The 16129-nt window shown below is 60.9% G+C and carries 15 protein-coding genes; 10 read left to right on the forward strand and 5 right to left on the reverse strand.

The annotated features are described in order from the left end of the window. The first annotated feature begins 1 nt into the window (after nt 1). The 5 genes from ABV589_RS23485 to ABV589_RS23505 all read left to right on the forward strand — a co-directional run bounded on the left by ABV589_RS23485 (nt 2) and on the right by ABV589_RS23505 (nt 3333). A complete protein-coding gene (locus tag ABV589_RS23485; protein ID WP_367083900.1) occupies nt 2–733 on the forward strand; it encodes an adenosylcobinamide-GDP ribazoletransferase in 732 nt (243 codons plus the stop codon). Nucleotides 734–933: 200 nt separating this feature from the next. Beyond that, on the forward strand, nt 934–1338 hold the full coding sequence (locus tag ABV589_RS23490) for a MarR family transcriptional regulator (RefSeq protein WP_367083901.1): 405 nt from the start codon (nt 934–936) through the stop codon (nt 1336–1338). 53 nt (nt 1339–1391) lie between these two features. Then, nucleotides 1392–2600, forward strand: coding sequence for an MFS transporter (locus ABV589_RS23495; protein ID WP_367083902.1), 1209 nt, complete (start codon nt 1392–1394; stop codon nt 2598–2600). Next, a complete protein-coding gene (locus tag ABV589_RS23500) occupies nt 2597–2722 on the forward strand; it encodes a hypothetical protein (RefSeq protein WP_256588587.1) in 126 nt (41 codons plus the stop codon). The genes ABV589_RS23495 and ABV589_RS23500 overlap by 4 nt, the downstream gene beginning before the upstream one ends. 53 nt (nt 2723–2775) lie before the next feature. After that, nucleotides 2776–3333, forward strand: coding sequence for a glutathione peroxidase (locus ABV589_RS23505; protein ID WP_367083903.1), 558 nt, complete (start codon nt 2776–2778; stop codon nt 3331–3333). 193 nt (nt 3334–3526) lie between these two features. Here the strand turns inward: ABV589_RS23505 and ABV589_RS23510 are convergent, their stop codons facing one another. The 3 genes from ABV589_RS23510 to ABV589_RS23520 form a co-directional block, all read right to left on the reverse strand. Beyond that, nucleotides 3527–4798: an outer membrane protein transport protein gene (locus ABV589_RS23510; RefSeq protein ID WP_367083904.1), complete on the reverse strand. Its 1272-nt coding sequence runs from the start codon at nt 4796–4798 to the stop codon at nt 3527–3529. A 146-nt stretch (nt 4799–4944) separates the two neighbouring features. Then, nucleotides 4945–5427, reverse strand: coding sequence for a hypothetical protein (locus ABV589_RS23515; protein WP_367083905.1), 483 nt, complete (start codon nt 5425–5427; stop codon nt 4945–4947). A gap of 274 nt (nt 5428–5701) precedes the next feature. Then, nucleotides 5702–5926, reverse strand: coding sequence for a hypothetical protein (locus ABV589_RS23520; protein WP_007962908.1), 225 nt, complete (start codon nt 5924–5926; stop codon nt 5702–5704). Nucleotides 5927–6945: 1019 nt separating this feature from the next. On the opposite strand from ABV589_RS23520, the gene ABV589_RS23525 reads away from it, so the two are divergent. After that, entirely contained in the window at nt 6946–7269 is a 324-nt protein-coding gene (locus tag ABV589_RS23525) for a sel1 repeat family protein (protein ID WP_258679027.1), read from the forward strand. Nucleotides 7270–7444: 175 nt separating this feature from the next. Then, a complete protein-coding gene (gene rmuC, locus ABV589_RS23530; protein ID WP_202371152.1) occupies nt 7445–8809 on the forward strand; it encodes a DNA recombination protein RmuC in 1365 nt (454 codons plus the stop codon). A gap of 143 nt (nt 8810–8952) precedes the next feature. Here rmuC and ABV589_RS23535 read toward each other — a convergent pair whose 3' ends face one another. Beyond that, nucleotides 8953–12423: a NahK/ErcS family hybrid sensor histidine kinase/response regulator gene (locus ABV589_RS23535; RefSeq protein ID WP_367083906.1), complete on the reverse strand. Its 3471-nt coding sequence runs from the start codon at nt 12421–12423 to the stop codon at nt 8953–8955. A gap of 247 nt (nt 12424–12670) precedes the next feature. After that, on the reverse strand, nt 12671–13213 hold the full coding sequence (locus ABV589_RS23540) for a TetR/AcrR family transcriptional regulator (RefSeq protein WP_367083907.1): 543 nt from the start codon (nt 13211–13213) through the stop codon (nt 12671–12673). Between the two features lie 91 nt (nt 13214–13304). On the opposite strand from ABV589_RS23540, the gene ABV589_RS23545 reads away from it, so the two are divergent. The 3 genes from ABV589_RS23545 (at nt 13305) to ABV589_RS23555 (ending at nt 16112) form a co-directional block, all read left to right on the forward strand. Then, entirely contained in the window at nt 13305–14492 is a 1188-nt protein-coding gene (locus ABV589_RS23545) for an MFS transporter (RefSeq protein WP_367083908.1), read from the forward strand. Nucleotides 14493–14543: 51 nt separating this feature from the next. Beyond that, nucleotides 14544–14855, forward strand: coding sequence for a cupin domain-containing protein (locus ABV589_RS23550; RefSeq protein WP_367083909.1), 312 nt, complete (start codon nt 14544–14546; stop codon nt 14853–14855). A gap of 105 nt (nt 14856–14960) precedes the next feature. Next, on the forward strand, nt 14961–16112 hold the full coding sequence (locus ABV589_RS23555; protein ID WP_367083910.1) for a TDT family transporter: 1152 nt from the start codon (nt 14961–14963) through the stop codon (nt 16110–16112). Nucleotides 16113–16129 lie beyond the last annotated feature (17 nt).

Consider the following 16129-nt stretch of genomic DNA (forward strand, 5'->3'; position numbering starts at 1 on the left):
GATGCTGCCACTGTGGATCGCCCTGCAATTTCTCAGCAGCTTGCCGATTCGCCTGCCGGGGATGCCCGAACCTGATCAGCTCGGCCGTTCGCTGCTGTTTTATCCGCTGGTGGGGCTGCTGTTCGGGCTGATCCTCTGGGCAATCAATCTGGCATTGGCGGGTGCGCCGTTGTTGCTGCATGCGGCGCTGTTGCTGACGGGGTGGGTGCTGCTCAGCGGCGCGCTGCACCTCGATGGACTGGCCGACAGCGCCGACGCCTGGCTCGGTGGTTTCGGTGATCGCGAGCGCACGCTGACCATCATGAAGGATCCGCGCAGCGGGCCGATTGCGGTGGTGACGCTGGTGTTGGTGTTGCTGCTGAAGTTCTGCGCGTTGCTGGCGCTGATCGAGCAGGGGCATGCAGTGATGTTGATCATCTTGCCACTGCTGGGGCGCGCGGCGTTGCTGGGGCTGTTTCTGACCACGCCGTATGTGCGGGCGGGTGGGTTGGGGCAGGCGTTGGCTGATCATCTGCCGCGTCGGGCGGGTTGGTGGGTGCTTGTGGCGAGTGCGCTGGGTTGTTTGTTGGTCGGCGGGGTGAAAGCGATTGTTGCGCTGGTTGTCGCGTTCGTCGGGTTTGTCTGGCTACGGCACGTGATGATGCGGCGGTTGGGCGGGACCACGGGTGATACGGCGGGGGCGTTGCTGGAATTGCTGGAGATGGCAGTGCTGGTTGGGGTGGTGTTGGTCTGAATACTTATGTTGCCTGGTCTGGCCTCATCGCTGGCAAGCCAGCTCCCACAGGTATTGGGGGCGTTTGCAGATTTTTTGATCACTTGCAAAAACTGTGGGAGCTGGCTTGCCAGCGAAGGCGGTGTGTCAGACGCCACAAACCTTATTGATAAACTCATGTGTAACTTGATTTAACACAGTCGCGGGTATATACACGCATCATGCTTCCTTCTCAGTGTTTGTGCACCAACCTGCGTCGCGCCGCTCGTGGCGTCAGCAGGCATTACGACGGCGCTCTCGACGGCTTCGGGATCAACGTTGCCCAGTATTCTTTGCTGTGCAACCTGCAGCGTCTGGATCAACCGAGCATCTCGGAATTGGCCGAAGCCATGGGCCTGGATCGTAGCACTTTGGGGCGCAACCTGCGGGTGCTCGAAGGCGAGGGCCTGGTGACGCTGGCCGAGGGCGAGGACATGCGCAACCGCATCGTCCGGCTCACCGAAACCGGTGCGCAGCGTCTTGCGGCGGCCCTGCCGGCCTGGGAAGCGGCGCAACAGCGATTGATCGATCGCCTGGGCGCCGAGAAGCGTGAAACCTTGCTGCGACTGTTGGACGAACTGGCCTGAGGGCCGGTTTTTCCGGATTTAAGCGGGTATATACCCGCGAACGGAGAATAACAATGACATCGATGTGGCGTACGTGCGGTTGGGTGTTGCTGGGAAGTGCGCTGATTCTGGCGTTGTCATTGGGCGTGCGACACGGCTTCGGTCTGTTCCTGTCGCCGATGAGTGCGCAGTTCGGCTGGGGGCGCGAAGTGTTTGCCTTCGCCATCGCCTTGCAGAACCTGATCTGGGGTCTGGCGCAGCCGTTCACTGGCGCCCTGGCTGACCGCTTCGGTGCGGCGAAAGTGGTGCTGGTCGGCGGCGTGCTGTATGCCTTGGGTCTGGTGTTCATGGGCTTGTCCGATTCGGCATTGAGCCTTTCGCTGAGTGCCGGTCTGTTGATCGGCATCGGCCTCTCCGGCACCTCGTTCTCGGTGATTCTCGGGGTTGTCGGACGCGCCGTGCCACCGGAAAAACGCAGCATGGGCATGGGGATCGCCAGTGCTGCCGGCTCGTTCGGTCAGTTCGCCATGCTGCCCGGCACTCTAGGCCTGATCGGCTGGCTCGGCTGGTCGGCGGCGCTGCTGGTACTGGGGCTGCTGGTGGCGATGATTGTGCCGTTGGTGAGCATGCTCAAGGACAAGCCGCTGCCGGTGCTGGGCCACGAGCAGACCCTGTCCGAAGCCCTGCGCGAAGCCTGTTCGCACTCGGGGTTCTGGCTGCTGGCGTTCGGCTTCTTTGTCTGCGGCTTTCAGGTGGTGTTCATCGGTGTGCATCTGCCAGCCTATCTGGTTGATCAGCATCTGCCGGCCACGGTCGGGACCACGGTGCTGGCGCTGATCGGGCTGTTCAATATCTTCGGTACTTACACTGCTGGCTGGCTCGGCGGGCGCATGTCCAAGCCGCGTCTGCTGGCCGCTTTGTACCTGCTGCGCGCGGTGGTGATCGTGCTGTTCCTGTGGCTGCCGGTGACGACGACCTCGGCGTACTTGTTCGGCATGGCCATGGGTTTCCTCTGGCTGTCGACGGTGCCGTTGACCAACGGCACGGTGGCGACCTTGTTTGGCGTGCGTAACCTGTCCATGCTTGGCGGTATCGTGTTCCTCTTTCATCAGCTCGGTTCGTTCCTCGGCGGCTGGCTGGGTGGGGTGGTGTATGACCGTACCGGGAGTTATGACTTGATCTGGCAAGTGGCGATTCTCCTGAGTCTGCTGGCGGCCGCGCTGAACTGGCCGGTGCGCGAGCGTCCGGTGGCGCGTCTGCAGCCGGCTGTTGGCGCCGTATGAAGCGCTCCTGGCCGCGAATCGCCTTCACCGCACTCGGCGCGCTGTTGCTGGCGCTGGTGTGGTGGGGCTGGCATCAGGGCGGCCTGGCATTGATGCAGTTGGGACTGGGCGCTTGCCTGTAGGCTTGGATGGCGAGTAACGTCGGGGTCTGATGACTGCTCAAGGATGCCCCGACATGCTCATGCGCTGGTGTGCTGTACCCGCGTTGCTGATGGCGTTGACCGGACTGGCCCAGGCGGCTGACTGTCCGGAGGCGCTGCAAGGCTCGCTGCCGAAGTTGCGCGCCAAGGAATCCGTCGATCTGTGCCAGCGCTACGCCGGCAAACCGCTGGTGGTGGTCAATACCGCCAGTTTCTGTGGCTTCGCCCCACAGTTCGAGGGCCTCGAAGCGCTCAATCAGCATTACAAGGCGCAAGGCCTGGAAATGCTCGGCGTGCCGTCCAATGACTTCAAGCAGGAGTCCAAGGACAGCGCCGAAACCGCCAAGGTCTGCTACGCCAACTACGGCGTGACGTTCACCATGACCGAGCCGCAGAAAGTTCGTGGCGACGACGCTACTCATCTGTTCAAGGTGCTGGCCGAACAGAGCAGTGCGCCGAAGTGGAATTTCTACAAGTATGTGATCGACCGGCAAGGCAAGGTGATTGCCAATTTCTCCAGCCTGACCAAGCCGGATGACCCGGAGTTCATTGCGGCAGTCGAGAAGGCCATCGCCTCAAAACCACTGCCATGAAGAGGCATGCCTTTGCCCCGTTCCTGCAGGCGCTGCGGAACGCTGCGATCTTTTGATTTTAAAGATCAGGATCAAAAGATCGCAGCGTGCCGCAGCTCCTACAGGAACGGTCATGCGAGAACAGAAAAGCCCCGCTTTCTGCAAAGAGAGCGGGGCTTTTCTGTGGGCGAGGGTTCAGCCTCGCCATGCAACATCAGAAGCGATAGGTCGCGCCAACACCGAAGCCGTTCGCCGAGTTTTCATACTTGGCGTCGTAGGTCTGGCCACGATCGTTCTGGTTGTGGACCTTGACCGACTCTTCCTTCAGGTACGAGTAAGCGACGTCGATGGTCAGGTCGTCGGTCGGGCTCCAGCCGGCACCGATGCTGAAGATCGTGCGGTCGCCAGTCGGGATGCGTGGCGAACGGTCGACGTTGTTGGTCGGCGACTGGTCGAAGGTCAGACCGGTACGCAGTACCCATTCCTTGTTCAACTGGTACGAAGTACCCACCGCGTAAGCCCAGGAGTCGTGCCAGTTCTGGTCTTCGGTGATCTCGCCGAACTGACCGGCCAGCAGCGGCTGCACGCCAGAGTTCTTGACGGTGATCTTTTCCAGCTGGCTCCAGCGGGTCCAGGTGCTACCGGCGTAAACGTTCCAGCGGTCGTTGATCGCCTGAGTGACCGAGAAGTCCACGGATTCAGGGGTGGTGATTTTCAGCGAAGCGTCGTACTTCTGCTGGGCGCCCAGGCCGACGGCGCCCAATACGCCGTAGTTGACCTTGGTGTTGCCTTCGAGCTTGTAATCGACTTTCGAGTGATAGGTCAGACCCAGACGAGTGGTGTCAGTGGCTTGTACCAGCACGCCGATGTTGTAGCCCAGTGCGGTGTCGTCACCCTTGATCTTGACCTTGCCGTCCGGCGCAGCCTGAGTGATCGACAGGTTGGATTCCAGCGTACCGTCGATGCGGTTGATGGTCGGACCGAAACCGATCGACACCACGTCGTTGAACTTGTAGCTGACAGTCGGCTGGAAGGTGATGACTTGTACTTCGGATTTGCTGCCGAAGTAACGGCCGGCAAAGCCTTTTTCGTAGTCGGTAATCAGACCGAACGGCACGTACACGCCGAGGCCGAATGCCCAATGCTCGTCGATCGGTTTGACGTAGAAGCCCATAGGTACGGAGGTGAAGGGCACCATGTCGCCTTTGTTGCTGCCGCCGTTAGGGCTGGAGCTGGCGTCGCTGATATCGGTCTTGGCATCGAGGAATGCAACACCACCGGTGACCTGTTCGCGCGTGAGGCGCGACATGCCGGCAGGGTTGCCATAAACAGTGCTTGCATCGTCGGCAGAAGAGGATCGCCCAGCGTAACCAGTGCCCATCCCGCTGATACTGTGTTCGTTGATGGCAAAGCCAGCTGCGAAGATCTGGGTGGATGCCATGGTAACGGCGAGGCTAAGGGTGGTTTTGAGCATGACTTTTTTCATTATTAGAACTCCTGGTGATCACCGGGGCGAAAATTACCAACATTTTCGTTCCAGCGCTATAGTCCCTATGGCTTGAGTTAGAGCGGTTTTGTAGGACAATCCGACCAGATTGGCGACCTGTTGAGCGATCTTCCAAAACTCGCCAGTTAACACGCGACCTGATTCACCGGTGAAACACAGGTTTGCCAGGCGTAGGTGAAGTCGCGCAGACGACCTTGCGGCTGGAAGGTCTGACGCCAGATTCGCGCCATGCCCAGCAGATCGTCGGGGTCGGGGAGGGTGGGGTGTTGTTCTTCTACCAGCAGCCAGGCAATGGCGGTGGCGTAACGCAGGTTGACGGTCAATTCCAGGTGCGGGCCACTGAGAAAGGCATGTTGGCTGGCGAGGCCGCGAACCAGGCTGGCACGCTCCGGATCGAGCGCCAGATAATGATCCCAAAGGGCCTGGTGACGGTGCTCGGCAATCCGGTAGAGGCCGTGGCCACGGCGGTCATGCAAGGCGGAACCGAGGGCGGACTGGCTGGCCGCTATCCCCAGCAGCAGGGATTCGGCGGTTGCGCAGTGACGTCCCAGATAAATCAGTGTGGGACGGATCACGTAGCGACACAGTTCGCTGGCAGCGATACCCATAATGCCCTCGATTCTTGTAATGGGGCGGCGAAACCTGAAGGGGCCTTGGCAGCGGTGATTCGACTCAGGCTCGCCGGAAGCGGATCAAGCCGCTTGAGTTGAAGTGTAGTGTCATATTCGCGACGTAAAGGCCTGTTTTTAAAATATTTCCGCCAGCGAGCCACAGGCGTTATATCCGAAGGTGCTTAGGCGTGAAGGGCTAAAAGCGAAATATCGGGCAATAAAAAACCCCGCATTGTGTGCGGGGCTTTTGCTTTTGCAGCCTTTTCGGCTCTCAGGCAATCAAGGCCTGACGCGTACGATCAATAATGGCCTGCAGCGGTTCGGCGCTGGAGTACTGATCAGGGTACAGACGCTCGCTGTGGCGAGCGATCCCGTGTTCATTGACCACGGTGAAGCTGAAGCAGCCTTTGCGAGCGGCCATGATCAGGCAGTTCATTGGGGCAAAAGCGTTGGTTAGGGTGCGAATGGCATCCTGAGTCTGGATTTGAGTAGACATAGTTATTAGGTGTTCCTACAAATGACACGGATAAGAACCGTGCAACGTTAAAACGTTCCAGTAATGTCGACCACCATTGGTCGAACAAAGAACCCGACTGGAACAAAGCAGCCAGTTTGAAGCGCTGATAAGTTGGCGCGCTTGGGCTGGCAGGTAGGTACTTAGGAGGACAGGCAACACATCGAGGGCAAAGGTTCTGGGCCCGGGGTGAAGATCCTGATCAATTTGCAGGTTGGTTCGGTCAGAGTAAGTGCTCTTCGCAACACCCTTTGCATTCATTCAAAGGCAGTGTCGGCGCAAGATTTACCTGGAAACCATCGAGGGGTCGTTCCCGCTTTTTTCGGTGAAGGGCTTCTGGAAAGAAGGTTGACCGTGGGGATGTGTTCGACCGGAATTGACTTTCAGCTTGGTACTAACGCCGCGGATAGTAACGGAACGTCCTGGGCATTGCAAACGCCGTCGTAAAAAAGATTCCGTGAGTCGCCAGGCATTGAGGTGGTGTCCCGCTTCTTCACGAGCAGGCTCGCTCCCACATGGGAAACACCATCCAGTGCGGGAGCGAGCCTGCTCGCGAAGGGATCACCCTGATCAACCGCCGATCGCCACAAAAGCGTGCAGCCATGCCCATCGCCAATCCGCTTATCCCCAGCTCGAGGCGCAAAACGAGCCAAAAAAGCGCATCGATATAACCGGGTAACAGGTACTTGTGCACATTAGTTGCGCAGGACGTAACCTCACTGTCATATCAATCCTGACCTCGATGGCTGCCTGCATCAAAAGTTTAAGTCAATGAAAAATATCGTCTTTTTTTGTTGGTGAAAAAATCGTCAGTTTGACTGCGAGCCCCATTCCACAAGGCTTTGCGGAGGTTCGGGAGCGGTTGTCCACTGAGTTATCCACAGCTTCTGTGGATTGTCCCTAGCGCTTGCTCTAGGACGGGCGTGCCGGGTTTTTTCGACTTTACCTGTACGAAAAAGAGAGTAGAGTGGCGCGCCTTCCGATCTGTCCCACAGTGTTTTATGAAGTTTCGCTCAGTATCAGACTCTGTTACCTCCGAACACCCTCGTGTTACCCCTCCCAAGCGATTTTCCGTGCGTGTAGCCGAATGGCTGCTCGACAGCCCGCGCTTGGGCGAAAGCCGTAATGCCAAACATCTGGCGGGGCGTCTGCTCAAGCAACCGGCGCGCGAAGGCGTGGTCGCCGCGCAAAGTCGTCTCGGCCAATTGATGTGCCGCGAGTGCGGCAATGCCCGGGATCGGCGCATCGGGCAGGATCTGCTGCGCCAGGCCGCCCGCGCGGGCGACCGGCGTGCACAACGGGAACTCGGTCTGCTCGAAGACTGAGCTGTCCAACGTCCCGCGCCTTGGTTAACCTTCAGGCTTTATCGGATCGGCAGGAGTGGCTATGGCTATGGACTTGACCAGCGTGTTGCTGGGTCTGGCGGGCGCGGGATTGCCGCTGCTGGCGCTGGCCTGGCAACTGCAGCGGCGGGCCAGCGACCGGCAAGCCGAGGTCGCCTTGCTCGAAGAGCGCCTGGCCATGGCACAACTGGCGCAGGACGGGCTCAACGCGCAGCTGGAGGCCAGCCGCGATGAAATCGTTGACCTCGGCCAGGCCAACGCCGCCAAGCAGGCTGAGCTTGCCGCCCTGCGCCGCGAAGTCGAGCTGCTGCAGATCGAGCGCGATGACGCCCGCGACGCCTCCCACGCGTGGAACATCGAGCGCGCCAACAAGGAAGCCGAATTGCGTCGCCTCGACGCGCAGGCTGCGTCACTCAATGCCGAACTGCGCGAGCAACAGGAAAGCCATCAACAACGTCTCAATGACCTGCAAGGTTCGCGCGATGAGCTGCGCGCGCAGTTCGCCGAGCTGGCGGGGAAGATCTTCGATGAGCGTGAACAGCGCTTTGCCGAAACCAGTCAACAGCGCCTCGGGCAGTTGCTCGATCCGCTGAAGGAACGCATCCAGTCCTTCGAAAAACGTGTGGAAGAAAGCTATCAGGCCGAAGCCCGCGAGCGCTTCTCGCTGGCCAAGGAGCTGGAGCGCCTGCAAGCGCTTAACTTGCGCCTGAGTGATGAGGCGACCAACCTGACCCGCGCCCTCAAAGGCCAGAAGACCCAGGGCAACTGGGGTGAGCTGATTCTTGAGCGGGTGTTGGAACACGCCGGTCTGGAGAAGGGCCGCGAGTACCAGACTCAGGTCAACCTCAAGGGGCCGGACGGCGAGCGCTTCCAGCCGGATGTGATCATTTACCTGCCGGGCGACAAGCAGGTGGTGGTCGACTCCAAGGTCAGCCTCACGGCGTACCAGCAGTACGTCGCCGCTGAAGACGACACCCTCGGCCAGATCGCGATCAAGCAGCACGTGCTGTCCCTGCGCAGCCACGTCAAAGGCCTCGCCGGCAAGGATTACAAGCGTCTGGAAGGCCTGCACAGCCTCGATTTCGTCTTGCTGTTCGTGCCGATCGAAGCGGCGTTTTCGGCCGCATTGCAGGCCGAGCCGGCGCTGTTCCAGGAGGCGTTCGACCGCAACATCGTGATCGTCAGCCCGACCACGCTGTTGGCGACTCTGCGGGTGATCGACAGCCTGTGGAAGCAGGAGCGACAAAGCCAGAACGCCCGGGAAATCGCCGAGCGGGCCGGGTGGCTGTACGACAAGTTCGTGCTGTTCATTCAGGATCTGGACGAAGTCGGCAATCGCCTGCAGCAGCTGGACAAGGCCTACAGCTCGGCGCGCAACAAGCTCACGGAAGGCCGCGGCAACCTGGTCAGCCGCAGCGAGCAGCTCAAACTGCTCGGCGCGCGGGCCAGCAAGAGTCTGCCGGCGGATCTGCTGGAGCGGGCGATGACCGATGTCGATGGGCTGGTCGAACTGCCGGAATAAACTCGATTCTGTGGCGAGGGAGCTTGCTCCCGCTGGGGGGGCGAAGCACCCCTTGAGTCTGAATCCCCGATTGGCCTGATTCACCGTTTCGCGACTGCTGCGCAGTCGAGCGGGAGCAAGCTCCCTCGCCACACGGGGGATTGTTACAGCGGCACATACCGACTCAACAACGCCCGCAACGCCGCCGGTTTCACCGGTTTGGCCAGATAATCCAGCCCCGCCGCATGCACCTGCGCCACCGTCTCTGGGCGGCCATCGGCACTGATCACCACCCCCGGCACTGGCTCACCCAGTGTGGTGCGCAACCACGCCATCAGCTCGGTTCCCGTGTCGCCATGGTCGAGGTGATAGTCGACCAATGCCAGTTGCGGCCGCACGCCCTCGTTCAGCAACGCCGCACATTCCTCACGATTGCGCGCCGTCCACACCTGGCAGCCCCAGCGGGTCAGCAGGCTGTTCATGCCAATCAGAATGCTGTCTTCGTTGTCGATGCACAGCACCTGCGCACCGCTGAGCAGCTTGCCGTTCAACTCCACCGCAGCATTCGTCGGCACCGACTGCGCCCGGGCCAGCGGCACACTGACACTGAACACGCTGCCGCGCCCCGGCCACGAACGTACGCGCAGGGTATGGCCGAGCACGCGACATAAACCGTCGGCAATCGCCAGGCCCAGCCCGAGGCCTTTTTCGGCGCGGGTCTGATGGCTGTCGAGGCGTTTGAATTCCTCGAAAATCACTTGTTGTTTGTCTTCCGGAATCCCCGGCCCGCGATCCCACACTTCCAGACACAGTTCGCCGCCACGTCGGCGCACGCCCAGCAACACTGGCCCTTTGGCGTAACGGAAAGCGTTGGTGAGGAAGTTCTGCAGAATCCGCCGCAGCAATTTGATGTCACTGTCGATACGCAACTGGCTGCCGCGCACGCGGAAGGTCAGACCCTGTTCCTGGGCCAGCGCCTTGAATTCGGCACCGAGCGTGTCGAACAGCTCATTGAGCGCGAACGGCTTGCGATCGGGGTTGATCTTGCCGTTTTCCAGGCGGGAAATGTCCAGCAAATCGCTGATCAGGTCTTCCGCCGAACGCAGCGAGCTGTCGAGGTGTTGCACCAGTTTTTGCGCCTCGCTGCTCAAGCCGTCTTCCTGATGGGAGAGGGCGGCAGAGAACAAGCGAGCGGCGTTCAACGGCTGCATCAGGTCATGACTGACGGCGGCGAGGAAGCGGGTTTTCGACTGGTTGGCGGCCTCGGCATGGCCCTTGGCTTCGGTCAGCGCGACGTTGAGCTGTGACAACTCCTGCGTACGCTCGCTGACCCGTTGCTCCAGCCCCTCGTTGGCCTCGGTCAGCGCCTGCTCGGCTTCGCGGAACGCGGTGATGTCGGTGAAACTCATGACGAAACCGCCACCGGGCATCGGGTTGCCGATCAGCTCGATCACCCGGCCATTGGGGAACAGGCGTTCGGACGTGTGCGCGCGGCCCTGACGCATCCAATGCAGACGCCGGGCGACGTGGACTTCTGCCTCACCGGGGCCGCACAGGCCACGTTCGGCGTTGTAGCGAATGATGTCGGCAATCGGTCGGCCGACGCTGATCAAACCGTCCGGGTAGTTGAACAGCTCCAGATAGCGGCGGTTCCAGGCCACCAGTTTCAGCGACTGGTCGACCACGCTGATGCCCTGGGTGATGTTCTCGATCGCGCCTTGCAGCAGGGCACGGTTGAACTGCAGGACTTCCGAGGCTTCGTCAGCGATACGGACGACGTCCTCCAGCTGCATTTCCCGACCTTCAATCGCAGCTTTCACTACCGCCCGCGTCGACGAAGCGCCGAGCACACCGGCCAGCAGGCGTTCGGTGTGGGCGATCCATTCGCCATCGGCATTCTGGTTCGGGTTGAAGGCCTTGCCCTGGCGGTAGGCGAAACGAATGAAGCTCTGCCGCGCGCGTTCTTCGCCGACAAAGCGCGCCGCCAGTTGCAGCAAGTCATCAATCTGCACTGCGAGCATCGAACGCGCACTCGGCCGGGCACTGATTTCCTGACCGATGAAACGCCCGGCCTGCCAGTGTTCCGAAACCCGCGTGCGCGACAGCACCGAGACCCAGGCGAACAACGTGAAGTTGCCCGCCAGCGACAGCACCACACCTTGGGTCAGTGGCGTGATCGGCAGGTTCAGCGGATTGCTGTGCAGCCACGCCAGGCCCGGGAATGTGCTCAGCGACCAGCCGAGGCTGTGGGCGGCAATCGGCAGGATCAGCGTGTAGAACCAAAGGAACGTACCGGCCGCCAGGCCGGCGAACACCCCACGGCGGTTGGCCTGCTTCCAGTACAGCGCGCCGAGCATCGCCGGGGCCAGTTGGGTGACGGCGGCGAAGGCGATCTGGCCGATGGTCGCCAGGCTCGCGGTGGAGCCGAGCAAGCGGTAGCTGACGTAGGCCAGCAACAAAATCAGCACGATGCTCACCCGGCGCACCGAGAGCATCCACTGGCGGAACACCTCGAACGGGCGCTCGGCATTGTTGCGGCGCAACAGCCACGGCAACAGCATGTCGTTGGAAACCATGGTCGACAGCGCCACACTGGCGACGATCACCATGCCGGTGGCCGCCGACGCGCCGCCGATGAATGCCAGCAACGCCAGGGCCGGATGGGCCTGGGCCAGCGGCAGGCTGATCACGAACGAGTCGGGCAACACGTGGCTCGGCAACATCATTTGCCCGGCGAGGGCGATCGGCACCACGAACAGCGCGGCCAGCGCCAGATACGCCGGGAACACCCACTTGGCCAGACGCAGATCCTGCGGGTCGATGTTCTCCACCACGGTGACGTGAAACTGTCGCGGCAGGCAGATGATCGCCATCATCGCCACCCCGGTTTGCACCACCATCGACGGCCAGTTGATGGTTTCTTTCCAGTATTGCTCAAGCCGTGGTGCGAGCATCGCCTGATTGAACAGGTCGTCGAAACCGTCGTACAGCCCGTAGGTCACGAACGCGCCAACGGCAAGAAAGGCGAACAGCTTGACCAGCGATTCAAACGCAATCGCCAGCACCATGCCGCGGTGGTGTTCGGTGGCGTCGAGGTTGCGCGTACCGAAGACGATGGTGAACAGCGCTAGCACCAGCGAGACGATCAGCGCGGTGTCCTGGGCGCGGGTGCCCATGGCGTCGGCGCCCGCGCCGATCAGCAGGTTCACGCCGAGCACGATGCCTTTGAGTTGCAGGGCGATGTAGGGCAGGACACCAACCAGACAGATCAACGCCACCACCACCGCCAGCGACTGCGATTTGCCGTAGCGCGCGGCGATGAAGTCGGCAATCGAGGTGATGTTCTCCTGCTTGCTGATCATCACCATTTTCTGCAGGACCCACGGCGCGCCCAGCAACAACAGGATCGGCCCGAGGTAGATCGGCAGGAATGACCAGAGCTGTTCGGCCGCCTGACCGACCGCGCCGAAGAACGTCCAGCTAGTGCAGTAAACCGCCAGCGACAGGCTGTACACCCACGCGCGCATCCGCGGCGGCAACGGCGTGCTGCGACGGTCGCCGTAGAAGGCGATGGCGAACATGATGGCCATATAGGCGAGGGCGACGGCGGCGATCAGCCCGGTGGACAACGACATGCAACACTCCCGACAAAAGACTCCCCGGCAGTCCTGCCCGGGCGGACAGTCTCGCATGAGTATGGCGGTTAGTCAGTGTCGACCAAGGTCGTGGCGTGGCGGGGTGTCGCAGGTTTGAAACCGGGTGGTTTTTGGGGTGACTGGTCAGGCCCCATCGCTGGCAAGCCAGCTCCCACAAGGATCTCCAGTGGGCACAGATTTTGTGAACACCACAGACCCTGTGGGAGCTGGCTTGCCAGCGATAGCGTCAGTCCTGTTTCAAAGCAATATCGATTAGTCGATGCAATTCATCCACCTCCAGCGCCGCCGCCGAAAACAGAATCCGGAACACCACCGGCGCCACCACCAGATTGATCAACCGATCAATGCTCGGTGCCGACTCGTCAGGGTGGCGCTCAATGATCGTCTGCAACTGCCCACCAAGAATCGTCACGCAATACCCCGGCGTGGCGCTGGCCTGCACGTCGCGCATCATGTTGCGCCCCGGTTCTGAACTCATTTCGTCCAGATATTGCTCGGCCCAGGCGCGGATGTCACCGCGCAGATCACCGGTCACCGCCGGTTCGCTGTCGGGGCGCATGCGGGCGAGGGCGACGTCGGCCAGCAGCGCCGCCAGATCTCCCCAGCGCCGATAGATGGTCGACGGCGTGACCCCGGCCCGCGCCGCAATTTGCGGGACGGTCACCGTGCTGCGCTCCTGTTCTTGCAGAAGTGCGCGGACTGCCGAATGAATCGACTCTTGCACCCGGGCACTGCGACCGCCCGGGCGTAAACCTTCTTTAATAGCCATGCGCCAGACCTTAACACAAAGAATTTGCTTTAAGCCAAAGCCGAGAGCACACTCCGCAAAAGCAAAAAATTAGCTTTTGCGGAGTGTGCCCATGACCAGCCTTGCTTCCAACCGTGGCAGCCTGATTTTTCTGGCGATCACCTTATTGAGTTTTCTCGCCGCTTCCACAGCGCCGACACCGTTGTATCACCTGTATCAAGATCAACTGCACTTCTCGGCAGCGGTGCTGACCCTGATTTTCGGCGTGTATGCGCTGAGTCTGCTGGCGGCGCTGTTGACGGTCGGATCGCTGTCCGATCACCTGGGACGCAAACCGGTGATTTTCACTGCCGTGCTGCTCAATGCGCTGGCAATGCTGCTGTTTATCAGCGCCGACAGTGTTGCCTGGCTGATCAGCGCCCGCGTGCTGCAAGGTTTTGCCACCGGCATGGCCACCGCTGTTCTGAGCGCGACACTGCTCGACACCGATCGCCAGCAAGGGCCGTTGATCAACAGCGTCGCTCCGTTGCTCGGCATGGCGCTGGGCAGCATGGGCTGTGGATTGCTGGCCGAATTCGCTCCGGCACCGTTGCAGTTGACGTACTGGCTGCTGCTGGCGCTGTTTGTGTTGCAGGCGGTGTATGTCTGGCGTCTGCCGGAAAGCGTCACTCCACAATCCGGGGCCTGGGCTTCGCTGCGGCCGACCTTGCATGTGCCGGTTCAGGCGCGTTCGACCTTGTGGCGTGTGCTGCCGCTGAACACCGCAACCTGGGCCCTCGGCGGCTTTTTTGCCTCGCTGGCGCCGTCGCTGGTGCGCACTGCTACCGGTTCGACTTCGAACTTGATCGGCGGTGCTACCGTTTCGGCGCTGACCGTGACCGGGGCGCTGATGATCTTCACTTTGCGCAACCGTCCCGCCGGCAAAGCCCTGCAAATCGGCGCCAGTCTGCTGCTTGTCGGCGTGCTGCTGATTTTGCTTGGCGTGCACAGTGCCAGTCTGGCGCTGTTTTTCCTCGGTACGCTGGTCGCCGGTTGCGGCTTTGGCTCGGGTTTCCTCGGCGCGGTGCGCAGCCTGGTGCCGTTGGCCCTGCCGCATGAACGGGCCGGTTTGATGTCGGCGTATTACGCGCTCAGTTATTTGGCGTTCTGCTTGCCGGCGTTGCTGGCTGGGCATTTGACCCGCACTTACGGTTTGCTGGTGACCACTGACGGCTACGGTGCCGGATTGATCTTCCTGGCCGTCGCCGCGCTGTTGCTCAGCCTGCGCCCGCAAACGGTCAAGGCTTGCAGCGCTCCATAAACGTCGGGCTTTCAGTTACCTTTGGCCGGCCTTCTTTTCATGGATCGACAGATGAAGATTATCCGCAGCAAGTCGTTCACCGCCGAGCGTGCCTGGGGCGCGCTGGACATCGCCAACATGAACGGCATTACCACGCGTCTGCACTGGACCGATCAGCCGTACAAATGGCACGTCAACGATGGCGAGGAAGTGTTCGTGGTGCTCGATGGTCAAGTGCAGATGCACTATCGCGAACAGGGTGAAGAAAAGCAGGTGCTGCTTGCGGTCGGTGACATCTTTTACGCCTCCGTCGGCACCGAGCACGTAGCCCACCCGCAGGGCGCGGCGCGGATTCTGGTGATTGAAAGCGAAGGCAGTGTCTAGACTCTTATCTGTAAAGTAGATAACAGATAGAGAAATTACCCGTTATATAGATATTCGATTCGGTTCTACCATGGACTCAACCTCACCTGAGGACAGGAGTTCATGATGACTTGCCCCAACATTGCCAAACCCGGCATCAAGCCGTTCCGCCAACTTCAGCATCCGCGTGAAGTGATCCGTCAATTCACCCCGAACTGGTTCGCCGCCACCATGGGCACCGGCGTGCTGGCCCTGGCGCTGGCGCAACTGCCGGTGGCGATCCCAGGGCTGCACGCGGTGGCCGAGGGTTTGTGGCTGTTCAACATTCTGTTGTTCACCTTGTTTACCTTCGCCTATGCCGCGCGCTGGATTTTATTCTTCGATGAAGCGCGGCGGATCTTCGGTCACTCCACGGTATCGATGTTCTTTGGCACCATTCCCATGGGTTTGGCGACCATCATCAACGGTTTTCTGCTGTTCGGCCTGCCACGCTGGGGCGAGGGTGTGATTCATCTTGCCGAAGTACTGTGGTGGCTCGACGTGGCGATGTCGCTGGCCTGTGGAGTGTTGATCCCCTACATGATGTTTACCCGCCAGGAACACAGCATCGACCAGATGACGGCGGTCTGGCTGTTGCCAGTGGTGGCCGCAGAAGTGGCAGCGGCCAGCGGCGGCTTGCTCGCGCCGCATCTGGCCGATGCCCACGCGCAACTGGTGGTGCTGACCACCAGCTACGTGCTCTGGGCATTTTCCCTGCCGGTGGCGTTCAGCATTCTGACCATCCTGTTGCTGCGCATGGCGCTGCACAAACTGCCCCACGAAAACATGGCCGCCTCGAGCTGGTTGGCCCTCGGTCCGATTGGCACCGGCGCGTTGGGCATGCTGCTGCTGGGTGCTGATGCACCGGCGATCTTCGCCGCCAACGGCCTGCCGGGCATCGGTGAAATCGCTGCGGGCCTGGGGCTGGTCGCCGGCATCACCTTGTGGGGCTTCGGCTTGTGGTGGATGTTGATGGCGCTGCTGATCACCGCGCGTTACCTGCGTGACGGCATCCCGTTCAACCTTGGCTGGTGGGGCTTCACCTTCCCGCTGGGCGTGTATTCGCTGGCGACTCTCAAGCTCGCCAGCACGCTGCACCTCGGTTTTTTCAGCGTGGTCGGCTGTGTGCTGGTGAGCCTGCTGGCGGTGATGTGGCTGATCGTCGGTAAACGCACCGTGCAAGGCGCGTGGCGCGGTGAGTTGTTTGTCTCGCCATGTATTGCAGGGTTGAAGAAATAACCTGAAAAGTTTAGGTA

Origin of the sequence: Pseudomonas sp. HOU2, assembly GCF_040729435.1 — a bacterium.
Lineage (GTDB): Bacteria > Pseudomonadota > Gammaproteobacteria > Pseudomonadales > Pseudomonadaceae > Aquipseudomonas.